General features: G+C 34.6%; 24 protein-coding genes and 2 tRNA genes. 9 read left to right on the top strand and 17 right to left on the bottom strand.

Annotated elements, in window-relative coordinates; translation table 11 throughout:
• Positions 1–63 precede the first annotated feature (63 nt).
• A tRNA-Arg gene (locus tag IPI15_RS11715) sits at positions 64–140 on the top strand.
• A 140-nt stretch (positions 141–280) separates the two neighbouring features.
• Positions 281–390: transfer RNA gene (locus IPI15_RS11710), tRNA-OTHER, on the top strand.
• A gap of 338 nt (positions 391–728) precedes the next feature.
• Here IPI15_RS11710 and IPI15_RS11705 read toward each other — a convergent pair.
• From IPI15_RS11705 to IPI15_RS11695, 3 genes are all read right to left on the bottom strand, one after another.
• Positions 729–989 (bottom strand): Txe/YoeB family addiction module toxin, encoded by a 261-nt coding sequence (locus tag IPI15_RS11705; RefSeq protein ID WP_287403913.1) that lies wholly within the window; start codon positions 987–989, stop codon positions 729–731.
• Positions 980–1201 carry a DUF2683 family protein gene (locus IPI15_RS11700; RefSeq protein WP_287403914.1) on the bottom strand — a complete coding sequence of 74 codons (222 nt, stop codon included), beginning with the start codon at positions 1199–1201 and terminating at the stop codon, positions 980–982. Before IPI15_RS11700 ends, IPI15_RS11705 begins: the two co-directional genes overlap by 10 nt.
• 273 nt (positions 1202–1474) lie before the next feature.
• Positions 1475–2626 (bottom strand): alpha/beta fold hydrolase, encoded by a 1152-nt coding sequence (locus tag IPI15_RS11695; RefSeq protein ID WP_287403916.1) that lies wholly within the window; start codon positions 2624–2626, stop codon positions 1475–1477.
• Positions 2627–2958: 332 nt separating this feature from the next.
• Between IPI15_RS11695 and IPI15_RS11690 the strand changes: the two genes are divergently transcribed.
• Positions 2959–4017, top strand: a complete 1059-nt coding sequence (locus tag IPI15_RS11690; protein ID WP_287403919.1) for a 3-oxoacyl-ACP synthase III family protein — start codon at positions 2959–2961, stop codon at positions 4015–4017.
• A 651-nt stretch (positions 4018–4668) separates the two neighbouring features.
• On the opposite strand, the gene IPI15_RS11685 is transcribed toward IPI15_RS11690, so the two are convergent.
• Positions 4669–5391, bottom strand: a complete 723-nt coding sequence (locus IPI15_RS11685; protein WP_287403921.1) for a porin family protein — start codon at positions 5389–5391, stop codon at positions 4669–4671.
• A 285-nt stretch (positions 5392–5676) separates the two neighbouring features.
• On the opposite strand from IPI15_RS11685, the gene gldB reads away from it, so the two are divergent.
• Positions 5677–6690, top strand: a complete 1014-nt coding sequence (gene gldB, locus IPI15_RS11680) for a gliding motility lipoprotein GldB (protein ID WP_287403923.1) — start codon at positions 5677–5679, stop codon at positions 6688–6690.
• Positions 6691–7175: 485 nt separating this feature from the next.
• Here the strand turns inward: gldB and IPI15_RS11675 are convergent, their stop codons facing one another.
• Both IPI15_RS11675 and IPI15_RS11670 read right to left on the bottom strand, forming a co-directional pair.
• Complete coding sequence (locus IPI15_RS11675; RefSeq protein WP_287403924.1) at positions 7176–7934, bottom strand: ABC transporter ATP-binding protein; 759 nt, start codon at positions 7932–7934, stop codon at positions 7176–7178.
• A gap of 12 nt (positions 7935–7946) precedes the next feature.
• Complete coding sequence (locus IPI15_RS11670) at positions 7947–8693, bottom strand: MlaE family ABC transporter permease (RefSeq protein ID WP_287403926.1); 747 nt, start codon at positions 8691–8693, stop codon at positions 7947–7949.
• 293 nt (positions 8694–8986) lie between these two features.
• Here IPI15_RS11670 and IPI15_RS11665 point away from each other — a divergent pair, with 293 nt between their 5' ends.
• Both IPI15_RS11665 and IPI15_RS11660 read left to right on the top strand, forming a co-directional pair.
• A complete protein-coding gene (locus IPI15_RS11665) occupies positions 8987–9850 on the top strand; it encodes a PDZ domain-containing protein (RefSeq protein ID WP_287403928.1) in 864 nt (287 codons plus the stop codon).
• A gap of 374 nt (positions 9851–10224) precedes the next feature.
• Positions 10225–11904 carry a hypothetical protein gene (locus IPI15_RS11660; RefSeq protein WP_287403930.1) on the top strand — a complete coding sequence of 560 codons (1680 nt, stop codon included), beginning with the start codon at positions 10225–10227 and terminating at the stop codon, positions 11902–11904.
• Positions 11905–11912: 8 nt separating this feature from the next.
• On the opposite strand, the gene IPI15_RS11655 is transcribed toward IPI15_RS11660, so the two are convergent.
• Complete coding sequence (locus IPI15_RS11655; protein WP_287403931.1) at positions 11913–12755, bottom strand: WD40 repeat domain-containing protein; 843 nt, start codon at positions 12753–12755, stop codon at positions 11913–11915.
• Between the two features lie 211 nt (positions 12756–12966).
• On the opposite strand from IPI15_RS11655, the gene IPI15_RS11650 reads away from it, so the two are divergent.
• Positions 12967–13647 (top strand): 4'-phosphopantetheinyl transferase family protein, encoded by a 681-nt coding sequence (locus tag IPI15_RS11650; protein WP_287403932.1) that lies wholly within the window; start codon positions 12967–12969, stop codon positions 13645–13647.
• Positions 13648–13670: 23 nt separating this feature from the next.
• Positions 13671–14114: a hypothetical protein gene (locus IPI15_RS11645; protein WP_287403933.1), complete on the top strand. Its 444-nt coding sequence runs from the start codon at positions 13671–13673 to the stop codon at positions 14112–14114.
• 22 nt (positions 14115–14136) lie between these two features.
• Here the strand turns inward: IPI15_RS11645 and gldC are convergent, their stop codons facing one another.
• The 10 genes from gldC to yihA form a co-directional block, all read right to left on the bottom strand.
• Positions 14137–14508 carry a gliding motility protein GldC gene (gldC, locus tag IPI15_RS11640; protein ID WP_287403934.1) on the bottom strand — a complete coding sequence of 124 codons (372 nt, stop codon included), beginning with the start codon at positions 14506–14508 and terminating at the stop codon, positions 14137–14139.
• 23 nt (positions 14509–14531) lie between these two features.
• Positions 14532–15749, bottom strand: a complete 1218-nt coding sequence (locus tag IPI15_RS11635) for a glycosyltransferase family 4 protein (protein WP_287403935.1) — start codon at positions 15747–15749, stop codon at positions 14532–14534.
• 99 nt (positions 15750–15848) lie between these two features.
• Positions 15849–16472 (bottom strand): L-threonylcarbamoyladenylate synthase, encoded by a 624-nt coding sequence (locus IPI15_RS11630; RefSeq protein ID WP_287403937.1) that lies wholly within the window; start codon positions 16470–16472, stop codon positions 15849–15851.
• Between the two features lie 14 nt (positions 16473–16486).
• Positions 16487–17968, bottom strand: coding sequence for a sigma 54-interacting transcriptional regulator (locus tag IPI15_RS11625; protein ID WP_287403939.1), 1482 nt, complete (start codon positions 17966–17968; stop codon positions 16487–16489).
• On the bottom strand, positions 17969–18730 hold the full coding sequence (locus IPI15_RS11620; RefSeq protein WP_287403941.1) for a menaquinone biosynthetic enzyme MqnA/MqnD family protein: 762 nt from the start codon (positions 18728–18730) through the stop codon (positions 17969–17971).
• Between the two features lie 23 nt (positions 18731–18753).
• A complete protein-coding gene (locus tag IPI15_RS11615; protein WP_287403943.1) occupies positions 18754–19365 on the bottom strand; it encodes a histidine phosphatase family protein in 612 nt (203 codons plus the stop codon).
• A gap of 101 nt (positions 19366–19466) precedes the next feature.
• On the bottom strand, positions 19467–20141 hold the full coding sequence (locus IPI15_RS11610) for a hypothetical protein (protein WP_287403945.1): 675 nt from the start codon (positions 20139–20141) through the stop codon (positions 19467–19469).
• Positions 20142–20224: 83 nt separating this feature from the next.
• Positions 20225–20767 carry a 3'-5' exonuclease gene (locus IPI15_RS11605; protein WP_287403947.1) on the bottom strand — a complete coding sequence of 181 codons (543 nt, stop codon included), beginning with the start codon at positions 20765–20767 and terminating at the stop codon, positions 20225–20227.
• Entirely contained in the window at positions 20768–22504 is a 1737-nt protein-coding gene (locus IPI15_RS11600; RefSeq protein WP_287420427.1) for a 1-acyl-sn-glycerol-3-phosphate acyltransferase, read from the bottom strand.
• The gene (gene yihA, locus IPI15_RS11595) at positions 22482–23090 is read right to left on the bottom strand and encodes a ribosome biogenesis GTP-binding protein YihA/YsxC (protein ID WP_287403951.1); all 609 of its coding nucleotides are present in this window, start codon (positions 23088–23090) and stop codon (positions 22482–22484) included. Before yihA ends, IPI15_RS11600 begins: the two co-directional genes overlap by 23 nt.
• 286 nt (positions 23091–23376) lie before the next feature.
• Here yihA and IPI15_RS11590 point away from each other — a divergent pair, with 286 nt between their 5' ends.
• The gene (locus tag IPI15_RS11590) at positions 23377–24012 is read left to right on the top strand and encodes an outer membrane beta-barrel protein (protein ID WP_287403953.1); all 636 of its coding nucleotides are present in this window, start codon (positions 23377–23379) and stop codon (positions 24010–24012) included.
• Positions 24013–24169 lie beyond the last annotated feature (157 nt).

The following is a 24169-nucleotide window of genomic DNA, read 5'->3' as shown; positions in this document are numbered from 1 at the left end:
AAGACATAATATTGAATAAAATATTATCTTTGCACTCGCTTTGAAAAAAGCAAAATATATTTTGGTTCCATAGCTCAGCTGGATAGAGCAACTGCCTTCTAAGCAGTAGGTCATAGGTTCGAATCCTATTGGGACTACCACACACTTCGGGGGTTTTGGATGTAAGTCTGAAACCCCTTTTTAATTGTGATATGTTTAAATCAAATCTCGGTCGATTTTCCCAATCTGATGGTGTAATGAGTCGCTTTCCCGTTAAGATTATATTTTAGCTTAAACAACAGGTTCCATAGCTCAGATGGATAGAGCATCCCGATCTTCAAATCAGTAAGGTCATAGGTTCCCTGCCTGCCTAAGACGGCAGTCGGGCAGGGAATCCTATTGGGACTACCACACACTTCGGGGGTTTTGGATGTAAGTCTGAAACCCCTTTTTAATTGTGATATGTTTAAATCCCCTTTTTAATTTTGATATAATTACATCAAATTTCAGTTGATTTTCCCAATATGATGTTATAAGAAGTCGCTTACCCGTCAAGATTATATGATATCTTAAATAACAAGTTCCATAGCTCAGCTAGATAGAGCATCCCGATCTTCAAATCAGTAAGGTCATAGGTTCCCTGCCTGCCTAAGACGGCAGTCAGGCAGGGAATCCTATTGGGACTAGACACACTTCGGGGGTTTTGGATGCAAGTCTGAAACCCCTTTTTAATTTATATAAGTCAAGTTTTATAGATAATGGCCTTTCGCTGATAAGATCAAAATCCTATCATCACTTATTTCATAAATAAGCCTATGTTCTTTGTTAATTCTGCGAGACCATAATCCTGTTAATTGGTGTTTGAGTGGTTCTGGTTTGCCAAGTCCTGAGTGAGGGTTTATCTTAATATCATCGATAAGCTGAGTTATTTTTTTTAAAATATCTTTGTTGCCTGTAGCAATCCAAAACTGTAAATCATCTTCAGCGTCCGGTAGGAATATTATTTCCATAATGCATTAAGTTCTTCAACCGTATATATTTTCCCTTTTCCTTCCTTGTAATCTTTGCGGCTTTTTTCAATTTTTGCCACAAAATCCGGATTGTAGGGCTTTTCTTTAGCTGAAATTTCGAACTTGATTTTGAGCGCATTGACAAATGCCGTTAGCGCTTGTGATTGTTCTTCAGTTTCAGGATGTACTATAAAAATATCTTGTGTGCGCATAATTTAAAATTTTGTTGAGTGATTTTAGTTAGCTTTTACAAATTGTAACAAATTTACGTCATCTATAGTTGAAAAACAAATTTAGTAAATTGCTATGCAGCCCTTATCCCACCGCCGGCGCAAGTTTATAACTTATTTCCTTTCGAAGCCAAATCAATAATTTCGCGCTATCACCCGCTCCACAGCGCTGTCGCGAGTTTTTAACTCGTGACCTTTCTAACCAGGCTGGCGCGAGTTTTCAACTCGTGACCATTCGAAGCCAATCGAAAACACTCACTCTACCACCCGCTCCACAAACTCCTCCACCTTACTAAAATACGGCCCGATAATATTATCCTCCTCTATATATATCTCATGCCCTGCATCCTTGACAAAATAGAATGCTATGTTCTTAGCCCTATTCGCAAACTCATATTGACCCTGCGGTTCTACAAATGCATCATGCTCTGCTTGAAACATTAAAATTGGAATTTTTATTTTTTCTACATTTCCCTTGCTAAGCACTTCATGAGTCAGATCTATAAAATTCGCTCCTGCACCCCAGGATGCACCTGTGGTTGGATGCTGACTCAACTTTACAAGCGTGTTGTGCCAATATTGAGCTCTCTCTTTGCAATAAGTAGCTACAAGTGTGGGATTGTATTCCAAGTCTGTTTTCGGATTAAATTTCCTGTGGCCGATGGCATATTCTTTACCTTTGCCCAAGGCGATCATTAGCTTTGTCACAGGTTCGCCGACGAATTCCGGAATAGGATTTTTGATTTTCAGCATTGGAGCATTTAGGATTAATCCGTCCACAAGTTCCGGATTATTTTCAACGGTCAATGCGGCTATAGCTCCTCCCATGGAATGGCCAAATAAAATCGTTTTTAAATCTTTCGAATGTTTTTGTACTGTACCAGTTATAAAAGCATTGAGATCTGACGCAAAATTCTCATAAGCTTCCACATGAATCATGGAGCTATCCGGGCATTCTCTACTGGAAGAACCATGTCCGGAATGATCAAGTATGAAGACCTGATAACCCATCTTAAGAAAGTAATATATGGCCTCTTTGTATTTTTCTTTTCTTTCTATAAAGCCATGTGAAATGACAATATTAGCCTTTGCATCGTCCAAAAGATACATGTTGTAAGCAATCGTATGCGATCCATTTTTAAAGGATCCATTAGTTTGGAGGCTATCCACATAGGGCAGAACGATATTGCTCATGGATCCTTCATATTTTTTTGATTCGATCAAATAGTTACTTTCTTTGTATGATAAATCCAAACCTTTTAATTTTTCCGAAGCGCTGTCACAGTGGTAAGTCCAGGTATAAATAGCTCCATAAACTGCGAATAGTGCTAGGATCGTTAGCAGTGCTACGTATATTCTCTTGAAAGTCTTTGATTTAGCGTTGGTATTCCTTATTTTATGTGCCAATGTTGTTAATTTTTTTGTGATACATGCTTAATTATATTCCTTATTCAAAGTTAGCACTCATTTGGTAAAGCGTTTCTTCGCGCTTCAATTTTACGAACTTAATTTTGAAATTTTCAGTTAATTTTATTTAATATCAATAACTTTTTAGAAAAATTAAAATACTTGTTGAAATTTTAAAGCAATATTTAATATATTTTGTAATTTTAACTAATGATATATGTATCGTTTTTTGATCTTTTGGTTTTTAGTAATATATTCATAGATAATGGACTATTTGAGTCAGAATATAAATCAAACAAAATCAAACACTTTAATTTTTTGCATAGAAAATTATGAATATAAAAATAATTGGTAGTGGTAGTTACATACCTGATTTGATTGTAGACAATCAGAGTTTTGAACACAATATTTTCCTCGATGAGAGTGGAATGTTGCTGAATCAACCGAATACTCAAATTTTAGAAAAATTTTCTGCAATAACAGGTATTAAGGAGAGAAGATATGCTTCTGCTCAATATGTTACTTCTGATCTTGCATTTTTTGCGGCTCAAAAAGCTATTGAAGATGCTGGGATCGATCGTGAAACTATTGATTACATCCTTTTCTCACATAACTTTGGAGATGTAAAGGTCGGGATGATACAGTCTGATATGGTTCCTTGTCTTGCGGCTCGAGCTAAACACAAATTGGGTATTAAAAATCCTAAATGTGTTGGTTTTGATATCATTTTCGGTTGCGCAGGTTGGACTGAATCCTTTATTCAAGCCAATGCTTATATCAAATCTGGCATGGCAAAGCGGATCCTCGTCATCGGTGCAGAATGTCTTTCCCGTGTTACGGACAAACATGACAGGGATTCAATGATCTATGCAGATGGAGCTGGAGCCGTGATAGTCGAAGGTACTAATGATGACTCAGGATTAATCTCACATGAAAGTGCAAGCTACACAGAAGAAGAAGTGAAATTTCTGTTTTTGGGATGTTCTTTCAATGCTGATTCAGATCCAAATACGCGGTACATTAAAATGTATGGACGGAAAATATATGAGTTCGCACTAAACTGTGTTCCTATTGCTATGAAAAGTTGCCTTGATAAGTCTGGTGTTCCCATTGAAAAATTAAAAAAAATACTAATACATCAGGCAAATGAAAAAATGGACGAGGCCATTGTACACCGTTTTTATAAATTATACAAAATGCCAGTTCCAAAGGATATCATGCCTATGACTATTGGGACACTTGGGAATAGCAGTGTAGCCACAATTCCTACTTTATATGATCAATTGATAAAAGGAGAATTGGATAATCATGAAATTGAGAAGGGAGATATACTTTTGTTTGCTTCAGTAGGTGCCGGAATGAATATAAGTGCCTTTTTGTATAAAGTTTGAAAACACTATATCGGGATTTTCTTACCTTTTCCAATTGTAGTTTTATCCAAGGATACGTCTATAATAAGGGGTTTAATAGAATTATATTTTCTCCTAAACTTAGCCTAAACTTAAATAAAAAGCCCAGCCAAAATTCTTTATTTATTGAACTAGTCAAGTTTAGGAAATTCGGCTGGAAACTTATTGAAATTTGGAGATTCTCTATTTAAACAATTGACACACTTACTTAATCCATATTTTATTGGGGCGGAATGATGCAAATTGATGACGCAAAGGTATGTGTTACTTTCTAATATAATATGAAAAGACTCAATAATTAACGTAAATTTATATATAAAATATAATGTAATGTTTAATCATTTTAAAAACAATATTATATAAATATAATAAAATATTAATGTTTGTCAAATGTATTTATTTACCAAAAAATGTATAAAATATAATTTCGTTTAAGGCTGATATGTGATTTTTGAAGATTAAAAAATTATAAAATTAAAAGATTTACAGAATAAAAATTTGGATTAAATGAATTTATTTCATCTAAATTCGAGGATGATAGAAATATTTATAATCAATTGTACTTTTCCATTGAGTTATAAAAAAAGCCGGACGTTATTGACATCCGGCTTATTATTTCATGAATTTCACAATCTAGAACAACACCCCAACCTTTAAAGAGATCAAGTGATTAACTTCTTTGCCGTCACTTGAGCCTCGTTTCTTGGTCATATCAAAAAAGCCTTGATGGTAATACAATCCAAAAAGTATTGCATTTGTCTCGCTGAAATTATATTCAAATCCGCCTCCAAGGCCCCATTGAGCGTTCAGTTGCTTGACATCTTTTTTGATATTCTCTTTATTTACATCAAGATTCGATGCATCTATACTTCCTTTAGCACTTGTCACGGCACTAAGAGTAATAATAGGAATCTCCGCAAAGTACCTGATATATCCATATTCCCTTGTCCTTAACTTAAGGCCTAAAGGTACTTCAAGATAATTCAATTTATAGTTGATCTTAGTATCCGGTTCAAAATTGTTGCGGATTGATTCAGGTACTTCGTCAGACAATAAACTATTAGGTAATAGGTCTCCACCATTAGCAAATTGCAGCTTTCCTCCATGATTTAATCCAAATCCTATTCCTACTGTGAAGAAATAGTTTTCAGCAAAGCCGAACTCAGCTTGTGCACCTACCTTTAATCCGACATCGACTCCTCCACCCAACACTTTAGAGTGATCTGAAGTCATCCAGCTAACAGTCGGACTCAACTGAGCTCCAAATCTCATGTTTTTGCCGGCGTCCTGTCCTATGGCTAAATAGGGTAGGGTACAAACAAGAATAATAAGAAAGTTCAAATTTATTTGTTTCATATACGTTTATTTAATGCTCTTGAAATAGTTGTTTTTTAAAGCGAGAAGTATTCTTTAATAAAATTGTTAGAATACTTATTCAAACATAATGGTTAATTTTGCAAAAAGGTTGAGACTTTAATTGATGCATTTAATGATACATTGAAATTAATGTTTCAAAATTAAGTTTCATCTACCATACTTAACAAAGTTATAATACCTATCGAAAGTTCAACTTCTTTTAATTTATCAAACCTTTATTCCGAAAGGGCTCTATTTTTTACATCATTACAAAGATATAGATATATGATTAAATTTTTTAATATTCTAGTGCTTCTATCTCTATTTCTTGCCTCATGCAAGGAAGAAAGTTCATATGACAAGTTTCAGGAAGTTACTTCTCCTAAAGTTATGGCTTGGGTGCGTTATGAAAAGTTGCTTTCGAACATAGATACAGCCAATATACCTTCTTCTATCAATCAGATCGTCGAAAAGTATCCAGATTTTTCTACGATTTATTTTCTTAGGGTTATCAATGACGCATATAAGCCGGATACTTCTTTCCTGAATATTTATGATTTATATCGTAAAAGCGATTTAATCCGAATGCTGAATGATACTATTCCGAAGCTCTTTGGAAACCTCTCAAGGGAGGAAAAGGATTATGCTGATTGCTTTGCGCGTTTACAGAAATTATTTCCCACTGTTCAGGTACCGGCTGTTTACACATGTTTTACAGAATTTGGAGTAGGAGCTTTTTCCACATCGGACCAATCGATGGCTGTCAGCTTAGAAATGTACTTAGGCAAAGGCAATAAATACTATGACACCGAGACCTGGCCAATTTTTATTCAAAGGACGATGAATCGTGAGAATATGGTTCCAAATCTCATGAAGAATTATATCCGCAATTCTATTCTTCCTGTATTTGAACCTAAGACTTTGCTGGACAATATGATTCAGCAAGGTAAAGAAATCTACATACTCAATCATCTAATTCCTGCGGAACAGGACACGCTGGTCTATGACTACAGCCCATCACAACTTGCTTTTTGTAGAACAAACGAGAAAGAGATTTGGTCGTATTTTCTAGCTGAAAAGTTAGTTTACTCTCAAGACAATAAGAAAATTCAAAAATATGTAAATCCGAGTCCTAATTCGCCAGGTATGCCATCAGATGCTCCGGGAAGAATATCCGCATTCATAGGTTCGAGGATTATTGAAGCATATATGGAGCGTCACGAGAATTTGGATATAAAAAGATTGATTAATAATATGAATGCACAACAAATTTTGGAAGAGGCAAGATATAAACCGTGATTGGTTTGGTTAAAATATTGTTAATCTAAATTTTTGTGTGATATTATTTTCAAGTTTATCAATTCTTAAAGTCTAATAATAAAGGTAGTGTTTGCAAAAATAATAATTAAAAAAATAAAATTATTATTACAATAATAGATAATTATTTACAATATTAATATCGTTTATTGCTATTTTTATTTAAAATATTTCAATCATACATATAATTATTTAAAAAATAACATATTTAAATAAATCATTATTAGTGCCGATAAAATTCTTGGCATTATATTTGCATACCCTAATAGTGTTGGAAATGACCAGCGAAATTCAATATTAATTGAAACAAATCTATTTGAAATAGGGTTAGTATAGTATAGATAAAATATATATATTAATTTTTTAAATATAAAGATATATCGCCGTAGGCGAAAAGAAGTAGTTTTCTTATTTTGAGACCTTAGTCTTCAGGCCCGGGATTGCAAAGGCAATCTACGGGTCTTTTTTTATCTGAACGCTTTCTCTCTCAATCTTTGAAGGAAAGGGGAAGCAAATATAAAATTTTGTAATTGCTCATTATCAGTGTCTAAAACATCTTCTTTAGATCCTTGCCAAACCAATTTTCCATCAGCAAGAAAATTGATCTCTTCGCCTATCTCCATAACTGAATTCATGTCGTGCGTATTAATGACAGTCGTGATGTTTAATTCCTCCGTGATAGACTTTATCAGTTTATCTATGACGATGGAGGTCTTTGGATCTAGTCCTGAATTGGGTTCATCACAGAAAAGATATGATGGACTCAATACTATAGCCCTGGCTATACCCACACGTTTTTGCATACCACCACTAAGTTCTGAAGGATATAATTTGTTAGTACCTGTCAGGTCTACTCTGGCCAAGCAATAATCAACCCTAGCATCTTTTTCTTTTTTAGTCATGTTAGAAAACATGTCCAAAGGGAATCTGATATTCTCTTCAACTCTCATAGAGTCAAACAAGGCAGAGCCCTGAAATAGCATGCCCATTGAATTGCGTAGTTTCCGGTTTTCTTTTTTATTCAACTTAAGGACGTTAATGTCATCAAACCAGATCTCTCCTTGGTCAGGTTGAATTAAACCGACAAGTATCTTAAGTAAAACAGTTTTGCCTGCACCACTCCGGCCAATTATAAGATTGCACTTACCCGTTTCAAAAGTGGTTGTTATTCCTTTTATGACTTCGTTTTCTCCAAAAGCCTTCTTGATATCAACTATTTTGATCATATAATTTCGTGGCTATTGGGTTAATAATAATGCAAGGATATAATCAGAAAGTAAAATTAGAATATCACTAACCACTACCGCCTGTGTGCTTGCCTTCCCTAGCTCAATACTTCCTCCTTTGACATAATATCCTTGATAACATGATACTGTAGTTAGGATAAAAGCAAATACGATCGCCTTGATGAGCATCAGTGCTACATTAAAAGGCAAAAAGAAAGAATTAAGACCTCTTATATATTGCTCATTGGATAGAAGTCCGGTAGGAACACTTGCAAGATAGCCCCCAAGTATACTAATACCGGCCCCAACTGTGACTAGCATAGGAATAACAAAAAGTCCTGCTAATAATTTAGGTCCGATAAGGAAACTGTAAGTGTTGACACCCATTATATCCATGGCGTCTATGTGCTCTTTCTGCCGCATACCGCCTATCTCCGATGCCATATTAGATCCTACTTTTCCAGCCAATACAAGACAAGTGATAGTTGGTGCCATTTCTATAAGAGTAATGTCTCTTACGATATACCCGATATAATATTTTGGAACAAGGGTGCCGTCCAATTGGTAATTGAACTGAATCGCAGTCACGGCGCCAATAAAGATGCAAATAAGAGCAACGATTAAAAGTGATCCAATGCCGATATCATACATTTGTCGAACCAGCTCTTTCCAAAACATAGAAAATCTATCAGGCTTAGAAAATACTAACCTCATCATGTTGATGTATCTGCCGATGTGGAAAAGTGGATTCTTAAACATATTGTGTTTGGCTCATAAACTTGGTCAAATATAAATTCATTTTTACTTATATATATAATTATTTTTCATATTTTTAATAAAAAATTATAAATTATTATATATCAATGATATACGAATGTCTAATATTATTATTTTAGTAATAATTTGAATTTTCTTATGTATAAATGAAAAACCAACGAATTAGCGAAAGGAAACGTTTTTATATGTAATATTGCAATATAGGTGGAATGCATCATTGATAATTCTAAGATCTATTTTACCTCATCTTCCTTCATTCTATTAAATAGTTTTTTATGAATTTAGTTAAATTTTTAGTTCTGAATTTTTTTATCGGTGCATTTTTATTGCCTACCATCGCTATTGCACAATCAGATGTTAAGGAAACTGTACAGATCAACATTGAAGGATCTGAACTTACTAAATTTACAGTTGAAGTTGATGGTAATAATATTCTTATCAATGGCAAAAGTCCTGCGGAGGCCGGAGTTAAACTAAATATTACCAGGCAAAAAACAGGGACGGATGTAAGGAATATATCTGAATATGGCCTTTCAGTCGAAGATAGTAAAAAAGCAAGAAGTATAGCGAACCCTTCCGGACCTATGTTAGGTGCTGTCACTATTGATGTAGCGCAAGGAGTTCAAGTTATAGAGATAAGAAGCGATGGCGCTGCTAGATTTGCTGGCATAAGGGTAGGTGACGTAATCGTTAAATTTGAGGATCAGAATATTAAAAACAATGCAGATCTGGCTGAGTATATAAAATCTAAAAACCCTGGAGACGCCGTCACGGTTGATTACATTAGAAAGGATAACCTCGTAAGTAAAGAAATTGTATTTGGTCTTCGGAATTCCAGAGTAGAAAATGATCGAAGAAGGATAAATAAAGTTGATTCTAATCCATCCTCCCCAAAATCGTTGGGTATGAAATTAATAGAGGATAAGTCTGATAAAGCATGGAGAATTATTGAAATCACCAGACACTCAAGTGCTGAGACTGCAGGTGTTAAGGTCGATGATATCTTAGTCGAATTAAATAATGTTCGGATTAAGAGAGCAGCTGATTTGGAGCGAGCTATGAAAACGATTAATTTTGATGAGCCCATTAAATTGAAAGTTAGAAGAGAGAAATCTATTATTGATCTTGAGATTAAGTAAGATGAAGTAAGTTTTCTATATAAATTTTGAAAAGAAAAATGTGGGGCCTAGCAGAATAGCTCAATTTCAGATGAATTAGATTATTCTAAAAATTTAGATTTTGCAGAAGTTTACGCATAAGCGAATTAGAAGTAAGAATAATTTCACCGGATAGACGATCACTCATCACCTATCACCTTACTTGCACCCTTATGATTTAGGAATCTGCCAAATATAAATCAACTACTATAATCGTATACATCTTTTTATAAATTATTTATTAGAATATATAAGTTGTTGTGTAATAAGTTATACACAAGCTGTATACCATAAGTATTCAGGAAATATTACTTTTATTACCTTGCAGTTCCAAAATAAATATTCACACATCAGTCATGGCAGAAACGTCCTACGAAAAATACCTTTCAAATACGAAATTACTCGTTGGTTTCTTTGTACTTGCTTCGTTATTAATATATGCTCCTGCCTATCATGCGGGTTATTCGAGCGATTACTTCGGATATCTGGATGCCTATAAGAAAAATGAGTGGATGGATATTTTACTCACTTTTCACTACGGTTCCTTATTATATGTACTGCATTATGTAACCTATTTCATTGTTCATTATTTCGGTCCGGAAAATATTTTCTTCTTTCTGATCGCTTCCATATTTCATGGATTTAACAGCTATCTGACTGGGGTTTTCGCCCGAAAATTGTTTAATATTATGAATTTGGAGGTAGGAATGATAGCTATTGGGGCATCGCTCTTGTACCTTGTCAATCCCTATTTGTCTGAAGGCCTGACATGGAAGGCTTGTCTGCATTATCCGATGGTGGTGACCTTTATTTTGTGTGCATTAATAAAATATTGCGATTTTCTCATTGAAGGACGCGCATCGCTTCGATGGCAGGCAATACTCTTTTTTATCATCAGTTGCTTCACTTTAGAATTTGGAATGTTTGTCCCTGGTATTTTTGCTTTATTGCTTTTTTTAAAAGCATACATGGAAAAGTCATGGACATTGGTCAAAAAAGAAGCTTTATGGACCTGGATACCAAGTGGAGCTTTTTTAGGATTCTATTTATTGATGAACAAATTGATTCTTGGCGTTTTTATAGGCCATTATAAAGCTGCAAGTCACCTTGCATTTGGATTTCACAGTTTGACCTATGTGGTAAAAGCATTTATTAAAACTTTATTATTTGCAAGACATTGGCCACATACTATAAAGATGTCTTTTTATGAAGTTTTTCTGAATAAACCTGTTAATACACTAGCTTGCTTATTCCTTATCATTGGTATTGTTTTCATTCTTTTAAATAAAAATCGTTCAAAGCTCATAGTTGGTTTTTTTCTATTATGTGGCTTTGCTTTGTTCTTTGCACCCGTATGCAATTCTTATTTTGTAATGTTATCCTGGTTTGAAGTTGACAGATATGTATTCATTTCACTTACATTTTTTGTCATCCTCTACATGTTGCTTATTTCAGTTTTTCCTAAATGGATACAGATATCCCTATTTGGTATCTTCTTTTGTATATCTTCCTATTTTCTGACAATGCAAATAAAAATGCTTGGTGATTCTGCTGTTTCATCAACCAGAATTATGGATAGCGGTTCAGAATTATATAAATCTTCGAAAAATTTTATCTTACTTAACGTACCTGACAGCTATAACGGCTTTTGGATGTACACTAATTTCTCAGATGATGTTCCTGCTTTGACTGAGGGTTTGAGTCTGCTGAGAGATAGCGAAATGGATATCAGGAAGAATAAGCGCTTACTTGCATTTGTTATGCTCAATGCTAATGATTCATTCAATATAGAAAGGATAGAAACAAATAAATGGAAGATGTCCATGGGCCAATGGGGAAGTTGGTGGATCAAAAATGGCGTCGGCACTACAGGTTTTGAAAATGATTCGATGAAAGTCGAAATTGACAATATCCAAGCGGTAATCACCCTAAAAAAAGATATGAAAAATCTCGATTTTTGGTTAATGAATAAATCAATTCTTACAAAAGTAAATGGAATGAAATACGAAGAGCCATCTCTTCCTAAGATGGAATAGAGGCAATACTAATCAATTTGCCATGTTTTTATTTTCTTATCATCACTACAAGAAATTAACAATTTCGCATGGTCATTCCATAATAGTTTATTGACAGATCTTAAATGACCAGAATGGAGGTATAGGTCTATTACTTTCAATAATTCCAATGTTGCTGCCTGCCACAGACGGATGCTTCCATCTCTGCAGGCCGAAGCAATGATGTCTGAATCACCAAGCATACAGATTGAATTGATTGTACTATTGTGTGCTTGAATTTCATCAATTTTTTCCAGTTTTTTATTCCAGGCGATGATCTTGCCATCTTTTCCTGATGAATAGATAAAATCTTCAAATCCCAAGAGAGAAAAGACAGATCCGCTATGACTGCTATTAGATACAATTGGTTCGTTTAGTCTTAATGGGTCTATTTTATAAATTTTACCCTCAGTAACTCCTGCATACATATATTCATTAATGTTGCACAGGGCCCTGCACCTGCTATGAGAGATTTGCAGGCCTCTAAAAGGTTGGTATGTTTTTTCATTGATTTGACTTACAGCACCGTCATCGCCAACCATGAAGCAACCTGTATCATTTTTTATAAAATCAAAGATTCCGCCTTTCATTACCTTGTTTCTATATAATAAACTGTGGTCCTTAGTATCTATCACTGTTAGATGTCCGTCTAGCGAACCGACAAGTAATCTATTATATTGCTCATCCAGATATAAACACATTACCTGACCCATCGAACGAGCTATCATGATGCCCTCATCTACGATGGCATTTGGCCAATAAATTATATTACCATCACCTCCGGAGGAATAAAACCCTATTCCTGTGAGATCATTGCACAAAGCAAAAAGCATGGATTGGCTACCTGCTCTTGTATTTTGATAAGTGATATTAAGAATTTCCTTCAGGATCAGTTTTTTAGTGTTATAAATATGGAATAGGATTTGATAGACTTTTATTAAATGTTTAAGGTGGGATTAAGTTTTGCAATAAATTTAAACTGTAATATATGTACTTTTGACGTTGATGATGCCTTTTGGTCAGTTTAATGACTCATTTCAGTTTATGCCAAATATTTTAATACCATCGTTAACTAATGATCTTAATCTCTACCTTTGGGAGATAAATGAACCACTTGAATGGTTTGAGCCGCAGGTGAAATTAACTTCTGATGAAGATCTAGAATATTCCTCAATATTGGGTAAGCGTAAATTCGAATACATTGTACAGCGGTTTTTACTGCAAAAATATCTATCAGGCGCAAACCCATTGATGAAAAAAACATCAAATGGGAAGCCCTTTCTTATAAATCATAATGAGAAAATTTCTATTTCTCATTCAAAAAATATGCTTTTATTGAGCACTGCATCGTTAGATCATGGAGTCGATCTGGAGTGGATTGATAAGCGGATTCTAAGATTAACATCAAAATTTTGCAGCATTGAAGAGATGAAAGTTCCTGAGGGTATTGATCCGGTAATATGGTTTACACTGATTTGGTCGAGCAAGGAATCTCTTTACAAAGTGGATGGGTTGGGTCAACTGGAATTTAGAACACAAATTGCTGTAAACTTTACTGCTGAATCCTTTAATCAAGGGTGGGGAAGGGGTATCGTCGAACGTGGAGATACTATATTATTTTTTAAAATAAATTTTTCTATCATTAATGGATTTGTCGTAAGTTGGGCATATCCAGCTATTATAGTAAAAGATCGAAATGCCTATATTGAAACAGATTTTAACTAAACCTTGAAAAATAAGTCTAGACAATGAAATTATATTTCTTCTGTTTACTATTATTGATATGCTCTTGTAAAAAAAATACCGGATCAATTTCCAACGTACATCAGCTACCTAAAGATTTTACTCAATTTTATGATAAATTTCATGATGATAGTTTATATCAAATGGAACACATTATTTTTCCGCTGGAGGGTATGCCGGCCAGTGAGGGTAAGTTGACAGATCCTGACTTCAAATGGATGAAAGAAGATTGGCAAATTCATAAACCTTTTACAGATCCAAACGGTGACTATACAAGAGAATTATTTGCAATGGATTCTTCCATCGTCATTGAAAAAATTAGACTAAAAAACAATGAATTTGGTATGGAGAGAAGATTTGCTAAAAGCAATGATGAGTGGTACCTTATCTATTATGCTGCAATGAATCGATTGGTCAAAAATAATTCCATTGATTCAAATATGGAATAAGGTAATCATTTTATCTAAATTACTATTCAGGAATAAGGATACCTGTTTTTTCACCAAAATACTTTGTAAACTGTCTCATATCATTCGCTAGGGCATCATTTTGTGTAGATTTATGATAAGTATCGCACATCGCTCTGAAAGTCTGATAAAAAAATCTATCCATTTCCATTACTTGAAAATCCTTGGTCCACAGATCGATCTTTAAAGTATCTTTTGTCTCACTGTCAAACATGGATAAAAAAAATGCTTTGACTTGCTTTTCTCCGGCTTCATCATTTCCAGAGGCTTCCCATGAAAGCGACTCTGGCATTTTGTCAGCATCTAATCCTACCTGTATTTTTATCTCATATTTATGTTCTTCCATAGCTTGTTTTTGCGCCTTTAATACATTCATAAATGCCAAAGGTAAATAAATAACTAGGTTGTAATTAGTTCTTTTTTCATTCTGTAAAAGGATAAGAGTTCTTTACCTATCTCCAGATTGTCATAGTTTTTAGCTGCAAAGACCTGTGCTCTATGACTTATGTTTTGAGTTTGGATTGGATGTTCAAAGCAAAATTCTACAGCTTTTACAAATTCTTCAACCGTATCAGCCACAAGGACCTGATTCTTATGTTGTGCATTGATTCCTTCAAGTCCAAGTGAAGTGGTGATCACAATCCGTCCCAGGAACATTCCTTCTAAGATCTTAACTCTCATGCCGCTTCCAGACAATAAAGGCACGATAGTGATTGGATGATTATTGATAAATGCTTTGGCATCCGGCACTTCACCATAGAAAAATACATTTGGCTCTTTTCTTTCTATTAGAGAATCCGGCATGTTTCTGCCGGCTACATGGAAAGTAAGTTCAGGATATTTTCTGATCAATTGAGGCCAAATATCTTTTAAAAACCATTCTAGTCCTTCAATATTTGGGATCCAATCTAAGGAGCCTATAAAACTCAAAGTCGGCGTACTGTATATATTTTTATCTACTGCAAGATAATCGGAAGTATCCAAACCTACTGGAACTATTTTGGCTGACTGAAGATATCCATAAGACCTGAAAGTCTTGAGATCTCTTTGAGTGATGGCAAGCAAAAGATCAATGTGTTGAATTTGTTTTAATTCAAAACGCTTCAATTTTTTTGTCAAATAAGACATATAATGTTTTTTGACAAAACTTACCTGATTTTCAGATAGTCTTTCCCAAATTTCAAATTCGACATTGTGTGAGCGCAATACAATAAGGGCTTTACTATGTTCCCGAATGGTATCTATGAATTGCGTAAGGTATAAGGTCTCAAGATGAATTACATCAAAGGTTTCCCTTTGAAGTAATTCAATCAATTTTTCTTTAAACTGACGGGATCTGTAGCGACTTATATGATAAGAATCCCTACTGAAAAGATTCTGAAATGCCCCCTTAATATTAATTTCATTGTTGACATCTACATAATGTATGTCTGCATAATGTGACAACTCTTTAGGTAAGACGACCGGTATATCGTAATAATGTTTGGAGGTATTCATCGTCAAAAGTGTGATCTCACAACCTAGTTCAGCCAATGACTTACTTAGGTAGTTTACAGCCAACGACTCTCCATCTATCATCGGATAGGGAAACTTTTTACAAAGTTGTAAAATCTTCATATAACTATTTCAGGATGCAATTTAATTACAATATTTGTCACTTTCTTGGAACGAAAGAAATGTTATTTACATTGTTTGCCAAATAATATATTTAAATATTTAATCTGTTTCAACACTTCCCTTACCCTCACGAATCACGATCGGTTCATCAGAAGTAAGATCTATGATCGTACTTTGCTCTAACAAACCAGGTCCTCCATTTATAATGACGTCAACAAGGAGTGAATAGTCAGAAAAAATCTCCTCAGGATCCAAATAAAATTTATTTTCATCATCCTGATCAATTGCTTTTAACGAGCTGGACAATATTGGACGTCCTAATGCCTGGATCAAAGCTGTTGAAATTGGATGATCAGGAATCCTAAATCCAAACGTTTTATTTTTTACATGAAGAAGTTTTGGCAAGCTATTAGTAGCCGTCATAATAAAAGTGTATGGCCCGGGAGTATGATCTTTTATAAACCTGAAATTACTGTTTGATATCTGATTGGCATATTCAGACGCCATAGATATGCTATCACACATAAACGTCAGTGGTGTTTTAGCAGGATCAGAATTTTTTATCTGGAACATTTTCTCTACCCCTTTTTTACTGTTTGGGTCGCATCCCATGGCGTAAACACTATCTGTAGGGTAGATAATTACTGCTCCGTCTTTCATTTTTTCGATCACGCTATTGATCATCCTTGTATCCGGGTTGTACGGATTTATTTCTATCATCATATTTTTATTTTTTATTAAAAATCTAAAGAGGAATCATCGTCATTTAATATATCATCAAACATGTCAGCAAGAGCATCATTAAAGCTGATTTTGTCATCAAGCATTTCTCTCGATATAATGTTTAATTCGGCAAGACCATGCAGCACGATCTCCATAAGTAATATAGATTCATTCTTATTTTTGATCTTTTCTACGACAAGATCATGCAATCCATCTATGGCGGATAGTTTTTCTAAAATTACATCATCCGTGTCGTTGTACCAAAATTCTACAGAATTTCCTTTGCTAAACCATTTTTTAACAGGTAGGTAAACATCGATTTCAGTTTTTTTCAAGTTCTTTTCCGGATCAGGGAATATTGCCAAAAATTCTACTTTTAATGCAGATCCAAATAAGTTTAAAGCCACATTGTATGGCCCTTCCTGTTCACCTTCGTATACCAACTCTACCTTACCGGTAATAGAAGGGATCACACCAATGAAGTCAACAATTCGGATCAAGGTTGAATCATGTTTTGATTTCAAAAGCCTTCTATATGCTGAGCTGTATAAATTTTCAAGTCCGGAAATACTTAGTCTGGCAGAAACTCCACTGTGCTCATCCACATATTCACTTTCCCTGGCTACGAATGAAATTCTTTCAAGCAAATTATGAGCAAAAGAAGATAGATAAACGCTTTCCTTTACGTCAGCGGGAATCCTTGCTTCTTGTAATGTAATCAATTTGGCTACACTTATCTGGTCAGGATAATGAGTCAGGATCTGACTGTCTATTCTGTCTTTAAGTGGTGTAATTATGTTACCTCTATTTGTATAATCTTCAGGGTTGGCAGTAAAAACAAATTGAATATCAAGCGGCAAACGCAACTTATATCCTCTGATCTGTATATCACCTTCCTGAAGAATATTTAAAAGTGAGACTTGTATTCGGGCTTGCAGATCTGGCAATTCATTCAAAACAAATATGCACCTATTAGATCTTGGAACCAACCCAAAATGAATAGATCTTTCGTCTGCATAACTCCACTTATTGTTTGCAGCTTTTATTGGATCAATATCTCCGATCAGATCGGCGATGCTTACATCCGGTGTCGCAAGTTTTTCTAAAAAGCGATCGGAACGATGTAACCATTCAATGGGTAGATCATCACCTAATTCTTTTATAAGTTGTTTAGTTTGGTTAGTGAGAGGATGCAATGGGTCTTCATTCAATTCACTTCCTTTTACTATCGGAATATATTCATTGAGTAAATTGACAGTAAGTCTGGCGATCCTTGTTTTTGCCTGGCCTCTAAGTCCTAATAATAAAATATTGTGACCTGAAAGAATAGCTCTTTCCAAATCGGGAAGTACAGTGTCTTCAAAACCATAAATGCCGTCAAATACCTTTTCGCCATTTTTGAGTTTGGTGATGAGGTTATTCCTAAGTTCCTGCTTTATTGTCGTATATGTATATCCGGAAGCTTTTAAAGCTCCTAGTGTAAGTATTTCCTTCATTTAATTAGTTGTGGTTGAGTCAATGGTATGACGGGTCAATGATAAGAATAAATCAAGTGCTTTTCTTTTATCCTTGTTAAGGACATAGCTTATGTTTTTGGTATAATACTCATCCAGATCAAAATGTTTTCGAGTATTGGCCATCAATTGTACCAACTGGTCAATTCTTGAGATGCCACGTGCTTGAGCGTCATTAAAATCTGAAATAAAAGTTGGGTTCAAATGACTCTTACTAACCCAGACTGCAAAGACAAAAGGCAAGTCATGCATTTCTTTCCAAGCTCTTCCAAGATCATAAATGTAGGGTGATCTCAATTCCTGATCCAGTGCCTTATCGCCTATGATCAGACCTGCAGCTCTGCCGCTTATTTTGCTTTCGAAGCCCTCCGGTCCGGGAAGATAGATTACGTCTTTTTTCCAATAATGCTTTAAAAGATATTGAGCTAAAAGGACTGAGGTTTTGGAATCAAAGTCGAGAAAAACTGTTTCAATTTCTTCCATCGGTACATCGCTATACAAACATACTGTCCTGACATCACCATCGGTGCCGATGCAATAATCTGAAACAATATCGTAGTCCTCAAGTCCATGCAATGCACCCACAGGCATAAGTGCGATATCTACCTTATTGTGAATGAATTTTTCAGCACAAATAGAAGGAACATCAAGTGACAGATCGATATGCTCATACACGGGATGATTAAAAATCCCGTATAACATAGGTTTGGTATTAAGGTAGCTTACTGCAGAGACCTTTATCATAGTTATTTATAGAATAAAGTATGTTATGGAATAAGATGTGTAATGTCATCTTTCACAGAGCATGTCCATTTGCCATTTTGAAATAAGAATCTATATAATCCGAGGTTTTTGTGGCTCACTTCTTCCATTCTGCTAAGTGGTTTTTCCAAAAGTAAACAGACCAATGCTCTAATTGTTCTTCCATGTGAGCAAATCAATATATTCTTTCTTTCTACTTGCTTTAACCAATCTATAGTAAAAAGGCATCTCTGTCCAAGTTCTTTGGCACTTTCACCTCCTTCAACCCTTTCGTCCAGATTACCATTTTGCCAACTAGATACTGCGTGATTATATCTAAGTAATACTTCCTCTGAAGTAGCTAAACCTTCATTGATACCCCAACTGATCTCTTTCAATGTAGTTAATTCTACGCCCTGTATTGGTTTCGTCAGAAAGTGTTTGATTGTTTGTTGAGAACGGATTAAATCTGAATATAAGACAAGGTCAAAATCCTCCTTTTTATAAAACTCCCAGAATAATTTTGATTGATGTATTCCTTTTGAGTTCAGAGGCTCATTAATGCCTTGACCTTGAACTATGTTTTTTGCATTTAGTGCTGTCTCACCATGCCTTATAAGCCAAATATTTTTATCCAAAATAGTTTATTCTTGAAAGATTGAAAGTGAGACCAAGATAAGGAAAAATTTATGACATAAAAAAAGCGCCCGGAGACGCTCTTATTTTTACTTTGAGAAAATTACATTCCCGGCATTTGCTTTTTGAAATCTGTAAAATTAACCTCCTTATAAGTACCTGTCGGTGGAGTCATTTTGGCCGTATCAAAGGTCTTCTCGAATTTTTCAGCAGTAAAGGTCATCTTAGCTCCCATTGCCTCCATAGAGTATTCAAGCGGGTATCCATCAAATTTTACACCTTCCATTCCTTGAATATTGTTGGCTTTAATCTTGATATCTTTAGTTACGTACAATATAAAATTCATTCCATCACCATTGCTAATGTTAAATCTATTGCAGTTGAATCCAAGGATTGTTTTTGTATCCCCAGGGACTTCAACAATTTTAAAGTCTGAACCTTTCTTATCATTTTCTGATTTAAATGAAGTAAGTTCAGCAGCTGTCGGAACTACTTTCATTTTATTACCCATCATATCCATGTACATTATAAATTCATCTGTCTTAGGGTTGGTAAAAGTACTCATTACGACCATTCCACCCATCATATTGACATCTGTTCTAACCTGGTCATCATTCGCAAATGTTTCCATTTTCATTGTTTTTAGCGTGCCTTCCATCTGTTGCTGCTGTTCAGCATTTTCGGCTTTCACGGAGCTAACGCCCATTTTAATATATTGACTAAAAGAGGCTGTAGACATTAAAGCTACTAAACAAATAATTAGATTAATTTTTCTCATGTATGTATTATTTTTTTAAAAGCAAGTGCTTTTCTATAATGATTAACTCAATTTATTTCGATTCAAAAAGCAAATATAGCTTGTTAAAGTTCCCAATTATCAAAATGTTTTATAAAAAGTTTTGTTAAATTAAAGGCGTCATTGATCGCTCTATGCTGTTGACCTTCAAAGTCAATCTCTTCTCTTTCTATTGCTTTTTTTAAACCAATTTGTTTATTCATACCAGTTAATATCTGATAAGAAGGTTTTAGATTGACGCAATTCTTTAGCCAGGAATGTTCAATATTATATAATTCGCAATCTTGTCTAAATAGCTGCTTGTCGTTTTCTCCCCACGAAATTAAATAATATTCATCTTCATCATACCCAAACCATTCCATGAATTCTTCGATAATTCTGTCAAATTTATAGGCAGTATCGACGTTATGCTGTTGAATACTTGTCAGTTTTTTGCAAAAACCAGATAGGGTAGGGTTATGAACCGGCTTTACGTATTCACTGAAAATTCCTACTACTTCGCCATATCCATTCACTTTGTATGCACCAATCTCTATGATCTCATTATTGCCTACAGGGGGTCTACCTAACCAACACGTTGCCTCAAGATCATATAATATGTAATGCATTTAATCTACTTGATATATTACGGGTAAGATATTCCACTTGATCTCTGACTGATAGCCATAAGATTCCAATCTATTGTTATAAAAATAAAGAAGGCGGAAATCCTGACTATAAAAGTCTCCATTTTTATGGACGGTGATTGGGCGACTTGAATGAAAAGTCCCTATTTGGGCAATTCCGTCAAGTACAATATCAATCGTATCTTTTATAAAAATCTCCGGGAGTTTTAAGAGCCCTTGGGAAGCCTTTTCTTTAAGAAGTTCAATTACAATCCTGGATTGCTCTACAAAGCTATCCCTTGAAAAGAAATATTCATCTTCAGGTAAGCTAAGTAGTGCAAAAAGATCCAGATTCTTATTTGCTTCTTTGAACAGCTGGAATGCGACATAAGAAACAAGATGGCTACTCAGCACTATATTTTCTGCCTTATACCTTTCAACTATTTTGTTTCCAAGGTTTTTAGTGTATTCGGATTCCCGTTGATGGTTGGTTGACAATTTGCCATCACTTATGAAATAATCCTTTATATCTATGAGATTCCCTCTATTGTCTAAACTATGGCCATCATTATCAACAAAATTGCCGATACAATCCATTGGTCTTCCGAAAGACATAGTGATATCACTTCCTTTGGAGATAAACTGATAAATAAACTTAGTCCAACTGCGAACAGAAGTAAATTCATTTCTGGATTTTGTATATCGCTCTTTTCCTGTTTTTTTAAGGAAATCTTCAATAAGATTTTTTGCTTCAAGCACGAAATGATAAGAAAGCACCAACGGAACGACAAATACTTTGTCTTCTCTTCCTTCATCATAAATACTGCGTTGTGCTTCAATAACAGTGCTTAACAAGCCAAGTTTTAATTTATCTTCTAATTCCCCGGATCTTGAACGTGTTCCACCCGGAAAAAATAATGAGTTAGTTCCTTTTTGAATTGAAAGCTTCGACATACCTGCCAATGTAGAGAGGTAAATTGCGTTTTTCTTTCTTCTGTCCACCCTGTAAGCACCTAATCTATTCATAAAATATGCTGCAGGGCCAAAATTATACAGGTTTAAACCTGCTCCATAGGCAGGTCCCGGTAGACCTAATTTGTAGTCCATCGTATATCCAATAAGAATGGAATCAAGGTTGCTGGAATGAGTAGGAAGTAATATCACAGTTCCTTTAGTGGCGATTGACCTTATTTGTTCAATCGGACCATATATCATCAGCTTGTCCAGGAGGACTTTATCAGCTTTTTGTGAATTAATATTAATTCCCTTATTCAATAATCTTTTAAAAAGTGAAGTCAGAACAGTTCGAATCAATTTAAAGGTTTTCACATTGAAGGTACCTACAATTTCTTCGGCATATCTGTGAATGACCATTTTCAGGGCTTCCTGTATATTATTTTGTTTTTCTGAGGGAGAATCAATTTCAGTAACGTCTATCTTTTTCCTTACCCTATTCCAAAATATTCTGTCGTTGGGTGGATCTATCCGCCAAGGTTCTTCTTTCATCCGGATCTTTTCCTGAAAAATTGTTTTCTGGATTAGTTCTTTTATAAAGTCAGGTGACTTACGATTTAGGTTCTGCAGTGTATAGTATTCGAGCTCTTTGACGAAAGTGTCCCTATCTTCAGTCAATTTATTAATTGGCCAATCAGAGATCTGTTCAATCAAAGGGGGAAAAGTTTGTTTTTTTTCCGGCGTAATAGGGTTTCCTATATTATTATTTTGCTCTATGTTGCTCATTTATACTGTCAATATAATCAAGGATCTCATCCCGACCGGTTTTATTTGATGACGAAGTAATGAATTGTTCAGGTAATGTATTCCACGAAAGTAACAGGACTTTTTGAATTTCAGCCAGTTGTTTATTTAATTGATTAAAAGAAGATTTATCCGCTTTCGTATATATTATTACAAAAGGGATATTCTTCTGACCACAAAATGCCATAAATTCCATGTCAATCTTTTGAGCTGGAAGTCTGCTATCCAAAAGTACGAATAAAATGGAAAGGTTGTCCCGGCCTGTGAGGTATGAAGTTACCATCTTGCTCCATGTCGCACGGTTGGCCTTTGAGGATTTAGCATACCCATATCCTGGAAGATCCACAATATTCCATTGACCATCTATGTCAAAGAGATTGATGTGTTGAGTCTTTCCTGGTGTATTAGATACTTTGGCAATGTGTGTTTTTCCTGATAACATGTTGATCAATGAAGATTTACCTACATTAGACCTACCTATGAATGCAAATTCAGGAAACTCAGATTTAGGTACCTGGGATAGCGCGGTAAAGCTTCCTATGAATTTTATATTTAATTGTGTTGACAAATTGTTTTCCTTGGTTGGAATATTTATTGAGGGACAAAAGTATTAAATTTTTTTAACACCTTTACTTGATGTCATAACATACATGCTTATACAAGATATTCCTATCCCAAACGTTTAATAACAAAATTGGTTTTTGGGGTCTGTTTCGAATATTTGAATGATCTCTTTTTGATATTAAAGAAGAAATTAATCTTTTTTGACAAATAATTTGTCAGATTAATTAAAAGATATAACTTTGCTATAACATGTAATATATTACTATCCAACTATTTAAATTAAAACTAACATGAGGTCATTATTTCTGATTTGTGCTCTTGCATTTATCTCATTGAATCTCAGTGGTCAAGGGGTTGGCTTCAAGTTTGGAATAAAAGTTGGTTTAAGTCAAGCAGATTACGGCATAAAGGAATTGTTGATCAGTGACCCAAATTCATTCAAGATAGATATTACAAACACTGAAGTTGGATTTCATGGTGGCATCACGCTTCAGCTTAAGATCAATAAGCTGATAATTCAACCGGAATTTTTATTAAATTCTTCTAAAGTCAATTATAAACTTTCAGGAAATTTACCTAATTCACTTGATACTTTGCTCGCTAGTGAAACATTCCGAGATCTGGATATACCGTTGATGATCGGTTTTAAATCTGGAGCATTAAGATTGAATGTAGGTCCAGTGGGTCACTTACATCTCAATAGTACATCTGACCTTACTAAAATAGATGGCTATGAAGAAAATTTCAAAAAGTTACTTTGGGGGTGGCAGGCCGGAATGGGTTTTGATTTTTGGATCCTAACTATTGACTTAAGGTACGAGGGAAATTTCTCAAAATTTGGCAATCATATCAAATTTGGCAATAAAAATTATTCATTTTCAGATAATCCACAGCGTCTTATCGCTTCTCTTGGGGTGGCTTTCTAGTGTTAATTGAAGCCCTGAATTTTTCCCACAATAATCTTTGCAATTTTATAAAGTATTTATTTTAATGTAATGTATACTTAGCATATGTTCAGTATATTGGCATATATATGAAAATTATGTATAGATTATTTAACAATAACTTAACTTAAATATATAT

It is taken from the genome of Candidatus Brachybacter algidus (assembly GCF_016707225.1).
GTDB classification, from domain to species: domain Bacteria; phylum Bacteroidota; class Bacteroidia; order Chitinophagales; family Saprospiraceae; genus Parvibacillus; species Parvibacillus algidus.
Note: the sequence above shows the minus strand (reverse complement) of the source record. Positions and strands in the feature narration are given on the sequence as shown.